This is a genomic window from Arcobacter sp. CECT 8989, from assembly GCF_004116715.1.
Taxonomy (GTDB): Bacteria; Campylobacterota; Campylobacteria; order Campylobacterales; family Arcobacteraceae; genus Halarcobacter.
This window is the reverse complement of the sequence record NZ_PDKE01000007.1, coordinates 69274-86742: the sequence shown is the minus strand read 5'-3', so window position 1 is coordinate 86742 and position 17469 is coordinate 69274. Positions and strand designations below refer to the sequence as shown.

Below are 17469 nucleotides of genomic sequence, written 5' to 3'. Positions count from 1 at the left end.
GAGGAGATTATAAAATCTCTTCTATAAAGTATCTACTATTTTTTTCATTAACATGAATTTCTGTATCAAAGATAGAAGATAAGTTCTTACTTGTAAGTAACTCTTCTTTTTTGCCTTGTTTGTATATTGTATTATTATGAATTAGTGCAATATTATCTATCTCTTCAAAAATCTCTTCTAAATGGTGAGTTACTAAGATAATACTTGCTTCTTGTGAAAGTTTTTTAAGCATTTTTATAAAGTTTATTTGTGCTTTTATATCTAAGCCAACTGTTGGTTCATCAAGAATAAATGCTTTTGGACTATGAATTAAGGCTCGTGCTACAATACACTTTCTAAGTTCTCCTGTTGACATCTCATTTACTTTTTTATCTTTTAAATGTTCTATCTCAAGAAAGTCCATAACTTCTTTTGCTTTATTTAATTGTTCTTGCGAAAAGTCTTGGAAAGTATAAACTCCTATAGAACTATAATGACCACTTAGTACAACTTTATATCCTGTAAGAAAACTTCCTTCTCTTGCAAAGTAGTTATGTAAATCATTTGTGATAATACCTAGACTTTTTCTTAATTCAAAAACAGAATAAGTAGACTTCCCTAAAATCTCTTTTTTAAACTTTGAAGTTCTTCTTGGATGAATTTCAGATTGTATAAGTTTCATAAGAGTAGATTTACCTGAACCATTTGCACCTAAAATAGCCCAGTGCTCTTTCTCTTTTATTTTTAAAGTGATATCTTTTAGTACAATCTTCTCATCATAACCTACATTAATATTTTCAAAATCTATAATATTCATGAAAAGATCCTTTTAGTTAGTTTTTTTTATAGCTTTAAACCATTGTTTTGCAAATGATTCTACAGCAATTGAAATCTCATCTTCTTTAAAGCAACCAAACCCTAGGTATAAAGTATTGTCATTTAGGTTTGTATCACAAGTAGTTGAATATATTTTAATAGAGTTTTCTTCTAAAAATATATCTAACTTCTCCCAATCAATCTCTACTTTTGCTTTTATTAAGATAGCTAAACCACTTCCTTCTCTTATAATCTCAACACTATTTTTTAAATACTCTTTTATAGCCTTTTTCATAAGGTCATGTTTTTTCTTATTTAGAGTTCTCATTTTTCTTATATGCTTATCCCAGAAACCTTCTTTTATAAATAGTTCTAAACTCTTTTGCATATCTAAAGGAACACCAGAAAAAGAGAAATGAAAAATGTCTTTATAAATAGCTACTAGCTTTTTAGGTAAAACTATATAACTTACTCTAATAGCAGGGGATAAAGCTTTAGAAAATGTTCCAGAGTAAATAACTCTTTGGTTGTCATTTATTCCTTGTAAAGAGGGGATTGGTCTATTGTTATAACTTAACTCACTATCATAGTCATCTTCTATAATATAACTATCGTTTTCACAAGCCCAATTAATAAGCTCAATTCTATTTGAAATAGGAATAGTTTTACCTGTAGGGTATTGATGAGAAGGAGTTACATAAAGAAGTTTATCTTTACTTTTTTTAAGTGTCTCTATATCTATACCATTTTTTAAAATAGGAATATTTTTAATCTCATAGTTTTGTAAAGAGAAAACTTCTTGAACAACCTTATACCCTGGATACTCAATAGCAATAGAAGAAGTGAACTTTTTAAGTATATTGGAAATAATAAACATAGAGTCAGAAAAACCACTACAAATAACAATTTGCTCTTCATCACATATTACGGCTCTTGATTTTGCAAGATAAGAAGTAAGTTCTTTTCTAAGACCTAAGTCTCCTTGCTTATTTGGGTAAGAACCAAAGTTTATAGAAGACAAAGCCTTATTATATATTTTTGACCAGAGCTTTTTAGGAAAGATATCTTCACTATGTCTTGCTTGATAAAAGTTATATTTGTATTGCTTCTCTTTTTCTTTAGTACCTTTTGTCTTTGTAGTACTAGTAAAGTTTTGAACTATATCTTTACTAACAAAATAACCACTTTGAGGATGACTTTCTATATAACCTTCTGCATACAACTGACTATAAGCAGACTCAACTGTTGTTTTACTGATTTTATAATCACTTGACATCTTTCGTATAGAAGGAAGTTTAGTATTGGCTTTCAGTGTGTTATTTACAATATCTTCTTTTATTTGTGTATATAGTTGTATATATAAAGGCAAAGCTGACTTTTCTAGTTTATACATAACTGACCTTGTCAAAAAATATAATTTTGTATCTTTTAAAAAGTACAATTTGTTGATATTATACTTTTGAAAAACTTATTAAAGGATTATTAGATGCAAAATAGTGCAGAAGTACTTTTTGTAAAAGTAGGTAAGGTAACTACATCAAAACTAGAAAACCAAAAAAGAAAAGAATTAGTATCAGCAATTAAAAAGTATCCAGTAGAAAAAGCGTATCTAACAAAAACAGGTTTCTTAGAAGATGAACAAGCAGACTTAAAACATCATGGTGGAGAGAATAAAGCTCTGTTTTTATTTGCAAGTTCTACTTATGAAAAGATAAATAAACAGTGTAATACAAACTATAAGATAGATGAGGTATCTCATTTTGGTGAAAATATAGTTTTATCAAATGTAAGTGAAGAAGAGATTTGCATAGGTGATGTTTATAAAATAGGTGAGAGTATTATACAAATAACACAACCTAGACAACCTTGTTGGAAACTAAGTGCAAACACAAATAAAAAAGAGATGACAAAATTCATTTTCAATAGTGGTTTAACAGGATGGTATGCAAAGGTTATAAAAGAGGGTGTAATAACTAAGCATGATAAGTTTGAGTTTAAACAAAGAGTAGAAGAGAGCTTAACTATTAGTGTGCTAAATAAACTTATTGTAAATCCAAGTATAGGTATAGATTTAGCAAAGAAAGCAGTTGAGTCTAAATATCTAGGAAAAGCTTTTCAAAACTCATTAAATAAAAGACTTCAAGCAAAAGAAAAAGATAAGCAGTTTGAAGTTTATCATAGCTAAGGTTTAAAGATGAATAAATATTTATTCCCTGTATATAAGCAAATAGATATAGAGTTTGAAAAAGGAAAAGGTGCTAAGTTATATGATAAGTATAATAATGAGTATATAGATTTCACTTCTGGTATTGGTGTAAATAGTTTAGGTCATGGAAATAAGAATTTGATAAAAGCAATAAACAAACAATCAAAAGAGCTAATACACTTATCAAACATATATCCAATAAAAGCTCAAGAAGAGTGTGCAAAAAAAGTAGTAAAGTTAAGTACTTATATAAACATGAAATGTTTCTTTTGTAATAGTGGTGCAGAAGCAAATGAAGCAGCTATAAAGTTTGTAAGAAAGTATGCTTATTTAAAGAAGATTAAAAACCATAAAATCATAACTATAAATAACTCCTTTCATGGAAGAACATTAACTACCTTAAAAGCAACAGCACAAGAAGATAAGCAAAAAGGCTTTGGTCCTTTTTCTGATGAGTTTATTTATGCAAAAGATATTGAAGATATAAAAAATAAAATAGATAAAAATACAGTTGCAGTTATGCTTGAACTTATTCAAGGTGAGGGTGGTATTAATGCCTTTGATAAAAAACAGATACAAAAACTAGCAAAAGAGTTGAAAGAAAAAAAGATACTGCTAGTAATTGATGAGGTTCAAAGTGGTGTATATAGGACTGGAAAATTCTTAGCTTCAAACTATTATGAAATAAAACCTGATGTAATAACTTTAGCAAAAGGTTTAGCAGGTGGTTTGCCAATTGGTCTTATGATGAGTTGGATAGAAGATGTTTTTACTTTAGGAGACCATGGTTCAACCTTTGGTGGAAATCCTTTATCTACAAGTGTTGCTTTAAAAGTATTAAATGTATTAGAAGAGGAAGAAAAAACTAAAAAACTAGAAAAAAGAGTTTACTATTTTCAAAAGTATTTAGATAAGTGTTTTGATAAAAACAAAGAGTTATTTGTGTCTAAAAGTGGCTTAGGTTTAATGTTAGGATTAAAACTAAAAGATGAAAAAAATTTAGCAGTTTTAATTGAAAAATGTTTAGATGAAAAGCTTTTAGTTTTAAAGTCAGGAAAAGATATTGTTCGTTTTTTACCTTCATTAAATATCTCAAAAAAGGAGATAAAAGAAGGTTTTAAAAAGTTTGATAAAGCCATAAAAGGAATAAATAATGCAATATAAAAACTATTTAGAAGAGAGTGAGATAATAGATTTTTCAAATAAAAGAATCAAGGCTTTAGCTAAAGAGTTATCGTTTAATACTTCTTCAAAAGAAGAGATAGTAAAAAACTGTTTTGAGTATGTAAGAGATGAGATTAAGCATAGTGGTGATTATAAAATTGATAAGGTAACTTGTAAAGCTAGTGAAGTTTTAGAATCAAAAACTGGTTGGTGTTTTGCAAAGGCTCACTTACTTGCTGCACTATTAAGAGCAAATAGTATTCCTACGGCTTTTTGTTATCAAAGACTTTCATGTGAAGAGTATAAAGAAAATCTATTCTCTTTACATGGATTAAATGCTGTTTATTTAGAAAAGTTTGGTTGGTTAAAAATAGATGCAAGGGGAAATAAAAAAGAAGTTGATGCACAGTTTATTCCTCCAAAAGAGAAATTGGCCTTTGAATTAAATGAAAATGAGTTTGATTTAGGAGTTTATTATTCAAACCCTTTGGATATAGTTATTAAAGCATTGAAAGCAAACAGTAATTATAAGCAGATGATTAACAATATGCCTGACTTTAAAAGTACCATTTAGTTTAAAATGGTACTTTAATATGGATTATCTTTTGTCTACGCTGATTTTCCCAGCACCTAAGAACATTAAAGCAACAGCTCCTAACATAAATAAAAGTGGAGTTTCAATTAAAAGAGCACCTGTTTTTGCACTTGTTCCTAAAATATATGAAGCATGAGCTAAATAGATAGCAAATGCCATTGTTGTTGCATATATAAAACTACTAATTCTTGTATAAAGTCCAATGATTAATAAAATTGGAACTACTAATTCTCCAAGGTAAACACCATAAGCTAAAAATTCAGGTAAACCATTTTTTGTAACTAAAAACTTAATACCATCAATTCCTTTTTCAAGTTTGCTTATTCCATGGAAAAGCATTAAAATACCTAGAGTTAATCTTAGTACTAGTTTCCCCATATCATCACTTAAAACTCTAGCTAAAAAGTTTTCTAACGTCCTCATACTATTTTCTCCTAGAAAATCAAATATTTTATAAATTATTTGATAGAATTTATAATGTCGCAATTGTATCAAAAGCTTTAGTAATCAAAGTTTATGTAAATAAAAATATTATGGAAAATATATGAATATAGAAAAATTAAAAGATTTAGAAGCAGAGTTTTTTGAAGAGTATCCAAAGGCTTTTGAGGATGAAAGACTTTTAAAACTTATGAAAAAATTTAATCCTTCAAAACTAGAAGAGCTTTCAAAACAGTATTTTCATAAAGACAACTTCTCTCAACCAGAAATAGTCTGTGAAAATTTTATTAAAATAGTCTCAAAATCTGTAGTTGTCTCTTTTTATGACAAGATGAAATTAAAAGATGCAATAAAAGATATGGGAATGTACCAAAAAGATATGTTTAGTATTGCTTTATATGATTTATTGCATGGTAATAAAAAAGATGGCTATGACTCTTTTGTAGAAATACTTAGTGAATATAGTCTTGCAAAATGGACTTTAGTGTCATTAGTGCCATATTATATGAATAGAAAAAAAGAGTATTTTATAAAACCTACAACGGCAAAAAATATAATAAACTATTTAGAACTAAAAGATTTAAAATACAAGCCAAAACCTAGTTTTGAGTTTTATAAAGGTTTTAAAAAAGCCTTGGATGAGATTAAAAAAAATGTACCTAAAAATCTATCAGAAGAGAATATTTGTTTAACTGCTTTTTTACGACTTGCAATTGATATTTGTGAAGTTGAATAAAAGCAATTTCTGGATTGTGCTAATTTACTTTTTTAGTTAAACTAATCTCAAATCCAAAAAGGAGAAGATAATATGTTATTAAAAGTTGCAGAACTAAGTGATATAGATGATGTTTTAGAATTACATTATAAATATCAAGTTGACTCTATTAAAGAAGAAGACAAAAAAGATGGTTTTGTTACAACACCATTTACAAAAGAACAACTTACAAGTTTGATTGAAAAAGAACAAGGTTTATTTATCGCAAAGCTTGATGATAAAGTTGTAGCCTATGTGATGTGTGCTTCTTGGCAGTTTTGGTCTTCTTGGCCTATGTTTAAATTTATGATTGAAGAGCTACCAAAACTAAACTATTTAGGTCAAACATTAAGTGTAGAAAACTCATATCAATATGGACCTGTATGTATAGATAAAACTGTAAGAGGAAAACAAGTACTAGAAAGAATTTTTGAGTATGCCAGAGTCCATATGGCAAAAAGATTTCCTATTTTAGTAACGTTTATAAATAAAATAAATCCAAGGTCTTATGAAGCTCATACTAGAAAGTTAGGTTTAGAAGTAATTCAAGAGTTTGAGTTTAATAATAATCAATACTATGAGTTAGTATATGATACTTCAAAGGAAGTAAAGCTATAGAAGAAAACTCTTCTATAGTTCAAATTAAAACACCTTTTCCCCCCCCATTAATATACCAAATCCTATTACATAACCATTGTAATTTGCTCCAAGTTTAAAGCTTAAATAAAACACTTATAAGAAAATAATTTATGCAACTAAGTTGCACTTAAAAAATATCAGATAAAATCCAAAATTGCAACTAAGTTGCAAAAAAAGATTTATGATTAGGCAATTAAATTTGCTTATGTGGAATAAGTAAAAATAAGGGAATAAGTGAAAAATATAGAAGTAGAATTAGAAAGTATAATATTTAATGTGATGCTACCAGAATCAAAAGCTTTTTTAGATGAATTAAATGAAGAAATACAAAATGGAAATGATAAAGAAGAGATTGTGGAAGCAAAAAAAGATGTTGAGTATTTTATTGAAGAATTAAATCAAGTTTTAAAACTGATTGAAGAGAAAAAACTATCAAATAAAGATGCAAAAGATATGTATAAAAAGATTAGAAATATGATTGATGAACATGAAGATGAACATCAATAAATACTAAAGGGAAATTGACGATGACTAAAAAAAATTGCAATATAGCTAGTGAATGGGCTCAAGCAGAAAAAATATCTCAACATATGGTCCATGGTAAACAGCCAACAGTTTTGAGTGATATCTATCAAGAAAAGATAAATATAGCCATTTGGCAGCGTGAAAGACCAAATAGTTTGAAATCTTCGGTAAAAGAGTTTTTAGAGTTGAATCCTACATTTCAAAAGGAAATGACTTTAACGCCACAAGATGCACTTTCCCGTGTTAATGAATTTTTTGATAACAAAATGACTGAAGTTAGTGAAGATATTGCTGCGCTTGTGGATATGTTCTGCTATTTGTTTGAACTTAAAGAAGCAGGCGTGCGTTTGAAAGTTTTAGATAAAGCTATGTGTCCTAAATTTCATGTGGACAAAGTACCTTGCCGTCTTGTGACGACCTATCAAGGTACAGCTACAGAATGGTTGCCACATGAGGTTGTTGATCAAACAAAACTAGGGTGGGGTTGTAATGGCTTGCCTGACAGTGAATCTGGCCTTTATCAAAGTGAAAGTAATATTCAACAACTAGCCTGTGGTGATGTTGCATTGATTAAAGGTACACTTTGGGATGGTAATGAAAATGTAGGTTTAGTCCATCGTTCGCCAGAATTGATAAGCAATGAAAAGCGTTTGATATTAACTTTAGATTTTTAGATGAGATTTAAGGTTTGCTTGTAATACAGCTTTAGTAAATTGTTTGATAAGGGGAGCTAAAACTCCATCCTTATCATTTGTTCAATTCTTTACTTTACAGTAACTCCATAATCTTGTAGCATTTGTGCCCAGATTATTCTATTTCCATCTTTATCAAATAAAGAAGGTGTTCCAGTTATTCCAAGCTCTTTTGCAATATTCATTTGCTCATCTAAAGATTTCTCTAATTTTGCAAGTTTAGTAGAGTCGATTTTTCTATTTTTGAACTCTTCAGTATCTTTTGTTGTGTTAATCATTGCATTTGCTTTTGCTTTATAAGAGTCTTGACTCATAATATAAAGTGAGATATCTCTTGCATTTTCATGGAAAGATAATGGGAAGAAGAATACTCTAATTTTAACCTTGTCTTCTATTTGAGAGAAGTATGATTCAAACTTCTTACAATATGGACACTCTGGGTCTGTAAAAAGTATATACTCATCACTTCCAGTTCCATAAGTAAATGCTTCTTTTCCAATAGTTGATGAAATATCTACTGGTAATTGTAGTTGTTGTCCATTTTGAGTACTAATAGCATCACCTGGAAGTAAGTATTTTTTATCTTTTGTTAAAAAGATTGTGTCCATTCTTCCTTTTACTTTTACACTTAGTCCATATAAGCTTCCAAAGTCAGTTCCACCTTTAACTTCAACTTGTGCCATATTTATTAATGGTAAAGCTTGAATCTCTTTTAAATCTTTTTGCGATAGTTTATCTGCTGCACTTAATCCTGTAGTTAATGAAAGTGCTAATAAAATATTTCTAGCTGTTTTTATCATTTAATTTCCTATATAAAAAATTTTAATGATAATACAATATTAATGTTTAGTTTATATGTAGTTTTTTGTTTTTTTAATAATTTTTACTTATAGTTACAAAATAATCAAAGATAAAATATAAGTTGTTATAAATGAGAAAATAATTCCATATCCAACAATTGCAGTACTAAGTCTTGGTGCAAGGTTTGCCATAGAAGCAACTGCTCCTGCTGTAATCATTGGAGCCATACCAGCTTCAAAGATAGAAGTTTTACCTGCAAGATTATACCAATCAAAAGCAATACATATTCCAAAAGCAATAAGTGGAGCTAGAATTAGTTTTATTAAAAGACCTATACTAAGAGGAAGTAAATCATCTTTTGGCAGTTTAAATTGTAGTTGTAAACCAACTGCAACAAGTGCAACAGGAACTAAAGTATTTGCAAACTTTGTTAAAACATCAGTAATTATTGGTGGAAAAGTTTGACCTAAAAGAAGTAGGGCTATAACTAAAGCTATAAAAGAGGGGAACGTTAGTATTTTTTGAATGATAACTCTAGGTTTGATATTTCCACTTGTACTGTAATATGCTGTAATAAAAGTACCATAAGCAGCAAGGGCTAAAAAAGTACCAAGTTGGTCATAGATTAAAACATAAGGTAATGCCTCTTCTCCTAAATATAACTCAATAATAGGAATACCCATAATAGAACTATTTGTAAGGATTGATACAAGAAGTAAACTTCCAGTTATCTCTTTTGACCAAGAGAATATTTTAGAAAAAATTAAAACGATAACAGCAGAAATTGCCATTACAAGCCAAGCAATAATTGTTGGAATAAGAACATCAAATGAGAATGTTAGCTTTGGAACTTGTAATAAAATAATAGCAGGTAATGAAATATAGATTATATATTTATTTAAAATTATTGAAGTCTCTTCAGGGAAGATTTTAAACTTTTGAAGAGCATAACCTACTATAATTGCGATTGCAATTAATGCAAAGTTTTCCATCTATTTTTTTCTATTTAACTCTGTATGACACATGTTTTCTTCAGTGATTTTTCCGTATTCATTTACGTATTCTACACCCCAATCAAACATTTCATGTAATACGGGTTTTAATCTTTTACCTGCATCAGTTAAAGAGTAAACAACCTTTGGAGGAACTTCTGGGAAAACCTCTCTATTTATAATATTTTTTTCTTCTAACTCTTTTAATTTTACTGTTAAAGTTTTTTGAGTTATCTCTGAAATCTCTTCATGTAAGTCTTTAAATCTTTTGTCACTTTCTAGTAAATGCCAAATAATTGATAGTTTCCATCTATCATTAAAAATATCAAGAGTTACGTTGATAGAGCATTTAAACTCTTTATCATTAATATAATACATTCAAATCCTTTCAATATTACGACTATTATAACATAAGCATTATTAAATTCCATTACTTACCTAAAGTAAAGTAAGGTAAGATTAAGTTTATAAGGTATATAATTTTCAAAATTAAACAAGGATTTTCAATGAAAAATGTTTTGATTATAAATGGACACCAACATTATGATGTAGTTGCAAAAGGGGAGCTTACTGCTACTTATATCAATACAGCTACAAAACTTTTAGAAGAAAAAGGTTTTACTGTAAAGACTACTCATATTGAAAAGGGTTATGATATCAAAGAAGAGGCAGAAAAGTTAGTTTGGGCAGATTATGTGATTTTCCAATATCCAGTATATTGGATGAGTATGCCTTGGATTGCAAAAAAATATTTTGATGAAGTTTTAACTCAAGGAGTTCATTACTCAAGTGATGGAAGAAGTAGAGAAGATGCTTCAAAAACTTATGGAAGTGGTGGATTATTAAATGGTAAGTATATGTTATCTTTAACTTATAACTGTCCAGTTTCAGAATTTGATAATGAAAAAGGTTTCTTTGATGGATTATCTTTAGATGAAGCTCATATTGCAGTTCATAAAATCTTCCAATTTTGTGGAATGACTCCACTTGAAAGTTATGCAGTGCATGATATTTTCAAGGGTGATTTAGATTTAGATGCAGAGTTATCTAAGTTTACAAATATTTTAGAGAATAACTTTAAGGCTTAATATTATGAGTCAAGTTGTAATAGTTGCTAAGTTAAAAGTAAAAGAAGAGTTTTTAGATGAAGTTTATCAAGAGTTGGTTAAACTTCATTCAAATACACACAAGTTTGATGATGGTTGTATTCAATATGATTTACACCAAGATACAGAAGATAAGTACTCATTTACTTTTGTTGAAACATGGGCGAATCAAGAGGCTTTATCAAATCATGAGAAAAAAGAACATTTTATCTCATTTGTAAATGCTTTAGAAGATAAACTTGAAAGTTTAAATATAGACAAATTAAAAAAACTAGATATATAAGGATTTAAAGATGGAAAAAACTTTTATGGAAGCTATGGATTTTAGACATGCTTGTAAGATTTTTGATGAAACAAAAAAGATTACTGATGAGGATTTAACATATATTTTAGAAGCGGGTAGAAAATCTTGTTCTTCTTTTGGTATGGAGCCTTGGAAATTTTTAGTTATTACAAATGATGACTTAAGAGAAAAGTTAAAAGAAGTATGTTGGAATCAGCCACAAGTAACAACTTGTTCTCATCTTGTAATTGTTCTTGCAGCTATTGAAAATGTAAAACCAGAGTCTGGTATTCCAAGAAGAAAATTTGGAAGAAGAGAGATGCCTCAAGAAAAATTAGATTTTTATTTAAATCTTTATGCAGATCATTTAAAAGAAACTCTTTCAACTGATGAAAATATCTATGCTTGGACTTCAAAACAAACATATATCGCAGCTTCAAATATGATGACAGCAGCAGCAGTAAGAGGAATTGATTCTTGTCCTATTGAAGGATTTGAAAAAGAGAATGTTGAAAAGATTTTAGAATTAGATACAACAAAATATCAATTATCATTAGTTTTACCATTTGGATATAGAATTAATGAACAATCAACTCAACAAAGAGAAAAGTTAGAAGATATTGTAGAGTATATCAAGTAGTCATCAAAAGGAACAATTATGAGTTTACTTTTAAGTCCTAGTAGTATTGGAAACTGTCAACTAAAAAATAAAGTTGTAATGCCTCCAATGTGTATGTATAAAAGCGATAATAGTGCAAAAGTTACAGCTTTTCACTCTTTTCATTATACTTCACGGGCAATTGGAAATGTTGGTTTGATTATTGTTGAAGCAACAGCAGTTGAACCACGAGGAAGAATTTCTAATAATGACTTAGGACTTTGGGAAGACTCTCAAATTGCTGGACATAAACTACTTGTAGACCAAGCCCACGAGTTTGGTTCAAAAATAGCTATTCAACTTGCCCATGCAGGAAGAAAAAGTTTAGTTAAAGAGACAACTCCTATTGCTCCCTCTTCAATAGCTTTTGATACAAGTGGTGGTTTTAAAACTCCCCAGTCTTTAGATTTAGAACAAATAGCTTTAGTGAAACAGTTATTTTTAGATTCTGCAAAAAGAGCAAAAGAGGCTGGTTATGATATTTTAGAACTTCATGCAGCCCATGGATATTTACTTTGTGAATTTTTGTCCCCTTTAACAAATAAAAGAGAAGATATCTATGGTGGAAGTTTAGAAAATAGATGTAGATTAACTTTAGAAATTGCAAAGCTTTTAAAAGAACAAATAGATTTACCTCTAATAGTTAGAATTTCAGCAAGTGAATGGAAAACAAATGGTTGGGATATAGAAGATTCTATTTATCTATCAAAAGAGTTAGAAAAACTTGGAGTAGATTCTATCCATGTTTCAGCAGGTGGAAATCAAAAAGAACCTGACTTAATGCCTGAACTTTCTCCTTTATATCAATGTGATTATGCGAAAAAAATAAAAGAAAGTGTGTCTATTCCTGTGATTGCAGTTGGATTAATAACAACTGCAAAACAAGGAGAAACTCTTTTAGAAGATAAAGTTTGTGACTTTGTAGCTTATGGAAGAGAACTTTTAAGAGATGCAAATTTAGTGTTTAAATTAGCAAAAGAGTTTAATCAAAAAGAGTTAATTGATAGCTCTTATCTTCGAGCATATTTATAAAAAGTTAGCAATTATGCTAGCTTTTTATATAAACTTCCAATTAAAACAATTACAAATAAAAAAACTCCAACAGCTAAAAAGAAATCATGAATTCCTAGACTTTTTACTACGGGATAAAATAGTATAGGTGAAGCAAATTGCCCTAGGAAAACTGAACTTGTCAGATAACCAGAAGCTTTAACTCTTTTCTCAAAAGTAGTTTTACTTAGCATCCAAGCAGAGATATTAGTCATCATAACTCCTCCACCAAATCCAAGTAAGATACCTGTTAAAAAGAAGAAATAAACATTATATACAAATGAAATAGCAGTTAATCCTACGGCACATATTGTTAAAGCTATTAAATAAATAGTAGAAAAGCTATATTTCTTTTTAAACTTTGAAAAGTACATAGCTCCAACTCCATTTGCTAAAAAAGCAACACCAATTATAGAACCAGTTAGTTTTCCACTTGCATGAAATTCATTTATCATCAAAAATGGAAGTTGAGTAGGCAAAATAAAGAAAATTGTCATATAAAAAAAGCCTAAGAAATAAACTCCTATAAGATTTGTAGGTACAACAGTTACATCATCTTGTTTCAATTCCTCTTGTTGTTTTTCAACTAAAAAATATATAACCATAGGAAGAAGTAAAAATCCAATTAAATATATTCCAAAAGGAAGTCTCCAATCTACATCAGATAAAAAACCTCCACCTACAACAAATACAACTCCACCTATAGACATAAATGCACTTTGATAACCCATAAACTTATGTCTAGCTTCTCCTTGGAAATAGTCACCAACTAAGGATGTGGATACAATCATAAGTGTTGCAATTGCTATTCCAAATAGGGCTCTTGAAAGTAAAAACATATCAACTGTTTCTAGATATAGACCAGCACTTCCCGTTAGTGCAAAAATAGTTAAAGCTGTAATTGCTGATTTCTTTTTTCCAAATTTAAAAATAAGATGCCCTAAAAATGGTGAGAATAGAGCAATTATAACAGATGGTAAAGTAAGCATTAGTCTTGAATAAAACTCAATATTTTGTATTTCACTAAAATAGTCTTGGAATCTAGGTAGTGTAGTTACAATAGCAACATTTGACATCATAGTTGTCATTGATAAAAATAGTAATGTAATAATAGCTGTCTTTTTAATAGCAATAACCTTTTTGTAGATTTTAAGAGAGAATGTAATTTTAGCACAATTAATTTGATAATAAGTAAAAACATATCTATGTAAATAGAAAGAAAATATTAAGCATCTAAAAAACATAAAAAGTGAAATAAACATATCATTAATTAGGCTTATATTGAAAGTGGATATATATTAAATTGAACAATTAATAAGCAAATTAATTCTGTAACATAAGTAAAATTTTGTCATACTTGTTGTGTAATTTTAACATATAAGGGGATAAAATGAAATTAACAAAATTCAAAGGATTGGTTTTAGCGGGTATGCTTGCAGCTACAAGTATGAGTGCAGCCACTTGGAAATATGCTTTTGGAGAAGGTGTAAGTGATCCACAAGGAATCTATGCAACAGCATTTAAAGATTTTGTAGAGGAAAACTCAAGACACAAGATTGAGCTTTATAAGGTTGGTTCTTTAGGTGAAGAAGCAGATATGATGGAGCAAGCAAAAGCTGGATTATTACACTTTATTGGTCAATCAACTGGATATATGGGTGGAACAATTCCTCAAATGGATGTTTTCACAGTACCGTATGTTCTTCCAACAGACACAAAACAACTTGATTACTTCTTTAAAAACTCTAAAGTTGTAAATGAAATGCTTCCAAAAATCTTTAATAAGCATGGATTAGAACTTTTAGCTATTTTCCCAGAAGGTGAAATGGCAGTTACAACTATGGAAGAGTTTAGAAGCCCTGCTGATTTAAAGGGTAAAAAAATGAGAGTAATGCCAGGTTCTCCTATTTTGGTAGAAACTTATGAAGCATTTGGAGCTTCTCCACAACCAATGACTTGGGGTGACTTAGTTGGTGCTCTTAAAACTGGAATGGTAGATGGACAAGAAAACCCAACAGTATGGATTGAAGCATATGGATTAGATGAGTTAACTAAAGTACTTACTTATACTGGACATGGACACTTTAATGCATCAGTAAGTGCAAATAAAAACTTTTTTGACGGATTAGGAAAAAGAGATAAAAGATTAGTTCAAGAAGCAGCTAAACATGCTCAAAAAATTATTCTTGAAGAGGCTCAAAAACTTGATGCAATTGGTATTGGAAGAATTGTAAAGACAAACCCTAATTACAAAATCAATATGTTAACAGAAAAAGAGAGAGCTGTATTTAAAAAAGCAGCACAAAAAGTTCAAGACTCTTTTGCTTCAAAAAGTGCATCTAACAAAAAGATTATGGATCAAATCAAAAGAGATTTAGCTCAAGCTGAAAAAAATACAAAGTAATATGAAAACATCTAGCTTTTGCTAGGTGTTAATAAAGGGGAAGAGATGAATGATGAGAAAAGTGAGGATTTGCCTGAAAACTCAAATAACAAAAATCCATTTCTAAAAGGAATTGATTTTTTAGATTTAATGCTTAGCCGTTTTGAAGAGTTTATGTTAGCTATAGGTGTTGTTTCTATGGCAGTTGTAACAATTACTTCTGTTGTTACAAGATTTATTTTCAATGATGCTTTAACTGTTACTGATGAATTAAATATGATATTTATCATTATGGTTACTTTTGCAGGACTTAGTTATGCAGCAAGAAATGCAAGACATATTAGAATGTCTGCTATTTATGATGCTCTATCTAAACCCATGAGAAAACTACTAATAATATTTATTTCCTCAGTTACAGCTTTTTTTATGTTTGTACTAACATACTATTCTTATAGCTATATTGTTGAAGTTTACGAGAGTGGAAGGATACTTCCTGCTTTAGGAATACCAGTGTTTTATATATATCTATGGGTTCCTATTGGTTTTGCTGTTACAGGTTTACAATATAGTTTTACAGTTATTAAAAACCTTAGAGAAAAAGATGTATTTCTTTCAACAAAGGTTCAAGATGGCTATAAAGAAACAAATATTGAAGTATAAGGTTGTATCATGAAAATAAATATATTAAAAAAATTATTGCTTTTAGTTTTTATTTTATTTAGTTTTATTTCAAATAGTTTTGCACAAGATACTGTAACTATGGCAATAGAAGAGATTCAAACTTTAAAGAAAGAAGATAAGTTTTTCACTACTGTATATGGATATTCAGAAGCAGAAGATTTTGATAGTCATAAATGGAGAGTTGTAGAAGTAGTTTTTAGAGATGAAGACTCAGAGAGTTTATTGATAGAGGCTGAAACTGATAAAAGAGGTATGTGGGAAATTATAGATGCAGATATCTCTTCTTTTGCTGATGGTAAAATCTCTATTGAAGCAACAATGGTTGATGACTATGGAGACATTTTAAGCACAGTTACTTCAAGTGAAATTAAAGACACTAGTTTTAGTTTATATGAGTTTTTAAAAAGCAATATTGCAACTTCTATTTTTATATTGATGGTTGTATTACTTCTTTTAGGTTTCCCTATGAAGATTCCATTAATTGCTGGGACAACTTTTGGAATATTTTTGCTTTTTGATTCTGATTTTTCAAAAATGCAATTTATGGTACAACAGATGATGGCAGGTATTAGACCAGCTGCTTTAATTGCAGTACCAATGTTTATACTTTCTGCTGATATTATGACAAGAGGACACTCTGCTGAAAAGCTAATCGACCTTGTTATGGCATTTGTAAGACATATAAAAGGTGGACTTGCAATAAGTACAGCAGGAGCATGTACTATGTTTGGTGCAGTTTCAGGTTCAACTCAAGCAACAGTTGTAGCAGTTGGTTCTCCACTTAGACCAAGGCTAAAAAAAAGTGGTTATAAAGACTCATTTATTTTAGCTTTAATTGTAAATTCAAGTGATATCGCATTTTTAATACCTCCAAGTATTGGGATGATTATTTATGGAATTGTTGCAAAGACTTCTATCCCTGAGCTATTTATAGCAGGTATTGGTCCTGGACTTTTAATTTTAGCACTATTTTCAATTTATAGTATTATTTATGCATATAGACATAATATTCCTACCGAACCAAAGGCTTCGTGGAAAGAGCGATTTACAGCTTTATACAAAGCACTTTGGCCTTTAGGTTTCCCTGCTATTATTGTAGGTGGTATTTTTGGTGGAATTTTTAGTCCAACAGAAGCTGCTGCTGTTAGTGTTGCTTACGCAATCTTCTTAGAAGGAATAGTTTTTAGAACAATGAAACTAAAAGATTTCTACTCAACAGCTAAATCAACAGGTTTAGTAACAGCAGTTGTATTTATTTTAGTAGGAGCTGGTGCTGGATTTGCTTGGATTTTATCTTATGCACAAGTGCCACAAGAGATATTAAGTTCAATTGGAATTAGTGAGATGGGGCCATATGGAGTTTTAACTGTTATTTCAATAGCTTTCTTTGTAGGTTGTATGTTTGTTGACCCGATTGTTGTTATTTTAGTTTTAGTACCAATTTTTGCACCAGTTGTAAATGCAGTTGGACTTGACCCCGTATTAGTTGGAACTATTATTACATTACAAGTTGCAATTGGTTCTGCAACCCCACCATTTGGGTGTGATATTTTTACAGCAATTGCAGTATTTAAAAGACCATATCTTGAAGTTATTAAAGGAACACCACCTTTTATTTTTATTCTTTTAAGTGTATCTGTGGCATTGATTTTCTTCCCACAAATTGCATTGTTCTTAAGAGATATAGCTTTTAGATAATAAAAA

21 protein-coding genes are annotated in these 17469 nt (G+C 29.4%); 14 read left to right on the top strand and 7 right to left on the bottom strand.

What is annotated here, in order from left to right; all coding sequences use genetic code 11:
• Positions 1-7: 7 nt before the first annotated feature.
• Positions 8-796 carry an ABC transporter ATP-binding protein gene (locus CRV02_RS08215; protein WP_129089922.1) on the bottom strand — a complete coding sequence of 263 codons (789 nt, stop codon included), beginning with the start codon at positions 794-796 and terminating at the stop codon, positions 8-10.
• Between the two features lie 12 nt (positions 797-808).
• On the bottom strand, positions 809-2188 hold the full coding sequence (locus CRV02_RS08210; protein WP_129089921.1) for a PLP-dependent aminotransferase family protein: 1380 nt from the start codon (positions 2186-2188) through the stop codon (positions 809-811).
• Positions 2189-2281: 93 nt separating this feature from the next.
• Here CRV02_RS08210 and CRV02_RS08205 point away from each other — a divergent pair, with 93 nt between their 5' ends.
• Genes CRV02_RS08205 through CRV02_RS08195 form a run of 3 tightly spaced genes read left to right on the top strand, consistent with a single transcriptional unit; the run spans position 2282 to position 4739 of the window.
• Positions 2282-2980, top strand: coding sequence for an MOSC domain-containing protein (locus CRV02_RS08205; protein WP_129089920.1), 699 nt, complete (start codon positions 2282-2284; stop codon positions 2978-2980).
• Positions 2981-2989: 9 nt separating this feature from the next.
• Complete coding sequence (locus CRV02_RS08200; protein ID WP_129089919.1) at positions 2990-4165, top strand: acetylornithine transaminase; 1176 nt, start codon at positions 2990-2992, stop codon at positions 4163-4165.
• Positions 4155-4739, top strand: a complete 585-nt coding sequence (locus tag CRV02_RS08195; protein WP_129089918.1) for a transglutaminase family protein — start codon at positions 4155-4157, stop codon at positions 4737-4739. The genes CRV02_RS08200 and CRV02_RS08195 overlap by 11 nt, the downstream gene beginning before the upstream one ends.
• 24 nt (positions 4740-4763) lie before the next feature.
• On the opposite strand, the gene CRV02_RS08190 is transcribed toward CRV02_RS08195, so the two are convergent.
• Positions 4764-5183: a DoxX family protein gene (locus tag CRV02_RS08190; protein ID WP_129089917.1), complete on the bottom strand. Its 420-nt coding sequence runs from the start codon at positions 5181-5183 to the stop codon at positions 4764-4766.
• Between the two features lie 121 nt (positions 5184-5304).
• Here CRV02_RS08190 and CRV02_RS08185 point away from each other — a divergent pair, with 121 nt between their 5' ends.
• From CRV02_RS08185 to CRV02_RS08170, 4 genes are all read left to right on the top strand, one after another.
• A complete protein-coding gene (locus CRV02_RS08185) occupies positions 5305-5937 on the top strand; it encodes a hypothetical protein (RefSeq protein ID WP_129089916.1) in 633 nt (210 codons plus the stop codon).
• A gap of 72 nt (positions 5938-6009) precedes the next feature.
• On the top strand, positions 6010-6573 hold the full coding sequence (locus CRV02_RS08180; RefSeq protein ID WP_129089915.1) for a GNAT family acetyltransferase: 564 nt from the start codon (positions 6010-6012) through the stop codon (positions 6571-6573).
• Between the two features lie 255 nt (positions 6574-6828).
• Positions 6829-7101 carry a DNA repair protein Rad50 gene (locus CRV02_RS08175; protein WP_129089914.1) on the top strand — a complete coding sequence of 91 codons (273 nt, stop codon included), beginning with the start codon at positions 6829-6831 and terminating at the stop codon, positions 7099-7101.
• A 20-nt stretch (positions 7102-7121) separates the two neighbouring features.
• The gene (locus CRV02_RS08170) at positions 7122-7793 is read left to right on the top strand and encodes a DUF1826 domain-containing protein (protein WP_129089913.1); all 672 of its coding nucleotides are present in this window, start codon (positions 7122-7124) and stop codon (positions 7791-7793) included.
• A gap of 89 nt (positions 7794-7882) precedes the next feature.
• Here the strand turns inward: CRV02_RS08170 and CRV02_RS08165 are convergent, their stop codons facing one another.
• From CRV02_RS08165 to CRV02_RS08155, 3 genes are all read right to left on the bottom strand, one after another.
• Positions 7883-8611 carry a DsbC family protein gene (locus tag CRV02_RS08165; RefSeq protein ID WP_129085170.1) on the bottom strand — a complete coding sequence of 243 codons (729 nt, stop codon included), beginning with the start codon at positions 8609-8611 and terminating at the stop codon, positions 7883-7885.
• Between the two features lie 93 nt (positions 8612-8704).
• Positions 8705-9604 (bottom strand): AEC family transporter, encoded by a 900-nt coding sequence (locus CRV02_RS08160; RefSeq protein WP_129089912.1) that lies wholly within the window; start codon positions 9602-9604, stop codon positions 8705-8707.
• Complete coding sequence (locus CRV02_RS08155) at positions 9605-9982, bottom strand: helix-turn-helix domain-containing protein (RefSeq protein ID WP_129089911.1); 378 nt, start codon at positions 9980-9982, stop codon at positions 9605-9607.
• Between the two features lie 128 nt (positions 9983-10110).
• Between CRV02_RS08155 and CRV02_RS08150 the strand changes: the two genes are divergently transcribed.
• Genes CRV02_RS08150 through CRV02_RS08135 form a run of 4 tightly spaced genes read left to right on the top strand, consistent with a single transcriptional unit; the run spans position 10111 to position 12683 of the window.
• Positions 10111-10692, top strand: a complete 582-nt coding sequence (locus CRV02_RS08150) for an NAD(P)H-dependent oxidoreductase (protein WP_129089910.1) — start codon at positions 10111-10113, stop codon at positions 10690-10692.
• Positions 10693-10696: 4 nt separating this feature from the next.
• The gene (locus CRV02_RS08145; protein WP_129089909.1) at positions 10697-10993 is read left to right on the top strand and encodes a putative quinol monooxygenase; all 297 of its coding nucleotides are present in this window, start codon (positions 10697-10699) and stop codon (positions 10991-10993) included.
• Positions 10994-11003: 10 nt separating this feature from the next.
• On the top strand, positions 11004-11633 hold the full coding sequence (locus CRV02_RS08140; RefSeq protein ID WP_129089908.1) for an NAD(P)H-dependent oxidoreductase: 630 nt from the start codon (positions 11004-11006) through the stop codon (positions 11631-11633).
• Positions 11634-11651: 18 nt separating this feature from the next.
• Positions 11652-12683 (top strand): NADH:flavin oxidoreductase/NADH oxidase, encoded by a 1032-nt coding sequence (locus tag CRV02_RS08135; RefSeq protein WP_129089907.1) that lies wholly within the window; start codon positions 11652-11654, stop codon positions 12681-12683.
• Positions 12684-12694: 11 nt separating this feature from the next.
• Here the strand turns inward: CRV02_RS08135 and CRV02_RS08130 are convergent, their stop codons facing one another.
• Positions 12695-13963 carry an MFS transporter gene (locus CRV02_RS08130; RefSeq protein ID WP_129089906.1) on the bottom strand — a complete coding sequence of 423 codons (1269 nt, stop codon included), beginning with the start codon at positions 13961-13963 and terminating at the stop codon, positions 12695-12697.
• A gap of 128 nt (positions 13964-14091) precedes the next feature.
• On the opposite strand from CRV02_RS08130, the gene dctP reads away from it, so the two are divergent.
• The 3 genes from dctP to CRV02_RS08115 are packed head-to-tail and all read left to right on the top strand — an operon-like array spanning position 14092 to position 17463.
• Positions 14092-15105 (top strand): TRAP transporter substrate-binding protein DctP, encoded by a 1014-nt coding sequence (dctP, locus tag CRV02_RS08125; RefSeq protein WP_129089905.1) that lies wholly within the window; start codon positions 14092-14094, stop codon positions 15103-15105.
• Positions 15106-15150: 45 nt separating this feature from the next.
• Positions 15151-15744: a TRAP transporter small permease gene (locus tag CRV02_RS08120; RefSeq protein ID WP_129089904.1), complete on the top strand. Its 594-nt coding sequence runs from the start codon at positions 15151-15153 to the stop codon at positions 15742-15744.
• 9 nt (positions 15745-15753) lie between these two features.
• Positions 15754-17463 (top strand): TRAP transporter large permease, encoded by a 1710-nt coding sequence (locus tag CRV02_RS08115; RefSeq protein ID WP_258239261.1) that lies wholly within the window; start codon positions 15754-15756, stop codon positions 17461-17463.
• Positions 17464-17469 lie beyond the last annotated feature (6 nt).

Coding starts and splice junctions, on each gene's coding strand:
- CRV02_RS08215 (WP_129089922.1), bottom strand. CDS start 796: ATGAATATTATAGATTTTGAAAATATTAATGTAGGTTATGATGAGAAG.
- CRV02_RS08210 (WP_129089921.1), bottom strand. CDS start 2,188: ATGTATAAACTAGAAAAGTCAGCTTTGCCTTTATATATACAACTATAT.
- CRV02_RS08205 (WP_129089920.1), top strand. CDS start 2,282: ATGCAAAATAGTGCAGAAGTACTTTTTGTAAAAGTAGGTAAGGTAACT.
- CRV02_RS08200 (WP_129089919.1), top strand. CDS start 2,990: ATGAATAAATATTTATTCCCTGTATATAAGCAAATAGATATAGAGTTT.
- CRV02_RS08195 (WP_129089918.1), top strand. CDS start 4,155: ATGCAATATAAAAACTATTTAGAAGAGAGTGAGATAATAGATTTTTCA.
- CRV02_RS08190 (WP_129089917.1), bottom strand. CDS start 5,183: ATGAGGACGTTAGAAAACTTTTTAGCTAGAGTTTTAAGTGATGATATG.
- CRV02_RS08185 (WP_129089916.1), top strand. CDS start 5,305: ATGAATATAGAAAAATTAAAAGATTTAGAAGCAGAGTTTTTTGAAGAG.
- CRV02_RS08180 (WP_129089915.1), top strand. CDS start 6,010: ATGTTATTAAAAGTTGCAGAACTAAGTGATATAGATGATGTTTTAGAA.
- CRV02_RS08170 (WP_129089913.1), top strand. CDS start 7,122: ATGACTAAAAAAAATTGCAATATAGCTAGTGAATGGGCTCAAGCAGAA.
- CRV02_RS08165 (WP_129085170.1), bottom strand. CDS start 8,611: ATGATAAAAACAGCTAGAAATATTTTATTAGCACTTTCATTAACTACA.
- CRV02_RS08160 (WP_129089912.1), bottom strand. CDS start 9,604: ATGGAAAACTTTGCATTAATTGCAATCGCAATTATAGTAGGTTATGCT.
- CRV02_RS08155 (WP_129089911.1), bottom strand. CDS start 9,982: ATGTATTATATTAATGATAAAGAGTTTAAATGCTCTATCAACGTAACT.
- CRV02_RS08150 (WP_129089910.1), top strand. CDS start 10,111: ATGAAAAATGTTTTGATTATAAATGGACACCAACATTATGATGTAGTT.
- CRV02_RS08145 (WP_129089909.1), top strand. CDS start 10,697: ATGAGTCAAGTTGTAATAGTTGCTAAGTTAAAAGTAAAAGAAGAGTTT.
- CRV02_RS08140 (WP_129089908.1), top strand. CDS start 11,004: ATGGAAAAAACTTTTATGGAAGCTATGGATTTTAGACATGCTTGTAAG.
- CRV02_RS08135 (WP_129089907.1), top strand. CDS start 11,652: ATGAGTTTACTTTTAAGTCCTAGTAGTATTGGAAACTGTCAACTAAAA.
- CRV02_RS08130 (WP_129089906.1), bottom strand. CDS start 13,963: ATGTTTATTTCACTTTTTATGTTTTTTAGATGCTTAATATTTTCTTTC.
- dctP (WP_129089905.1), top strand. CDS start 14,092: ATGAAATTAACAAAATTCAAAGGATTGGTTTTAGCGGGTATGCTTGCA.
- CRV02_RS08120 (WP_129089904.1), top strand. CDS start 15,151: ATGAATGATGAGAAAAGTGAGGATTTGCCTGAAAACTCAAATAACAAA.
- CRV02_RS08115 (WP_258239261.1), top strand. CDS start 15,754: ATGAAAATAAATATATTAAAAAAATTATTGCTTTTAGTTTTTATTTTA.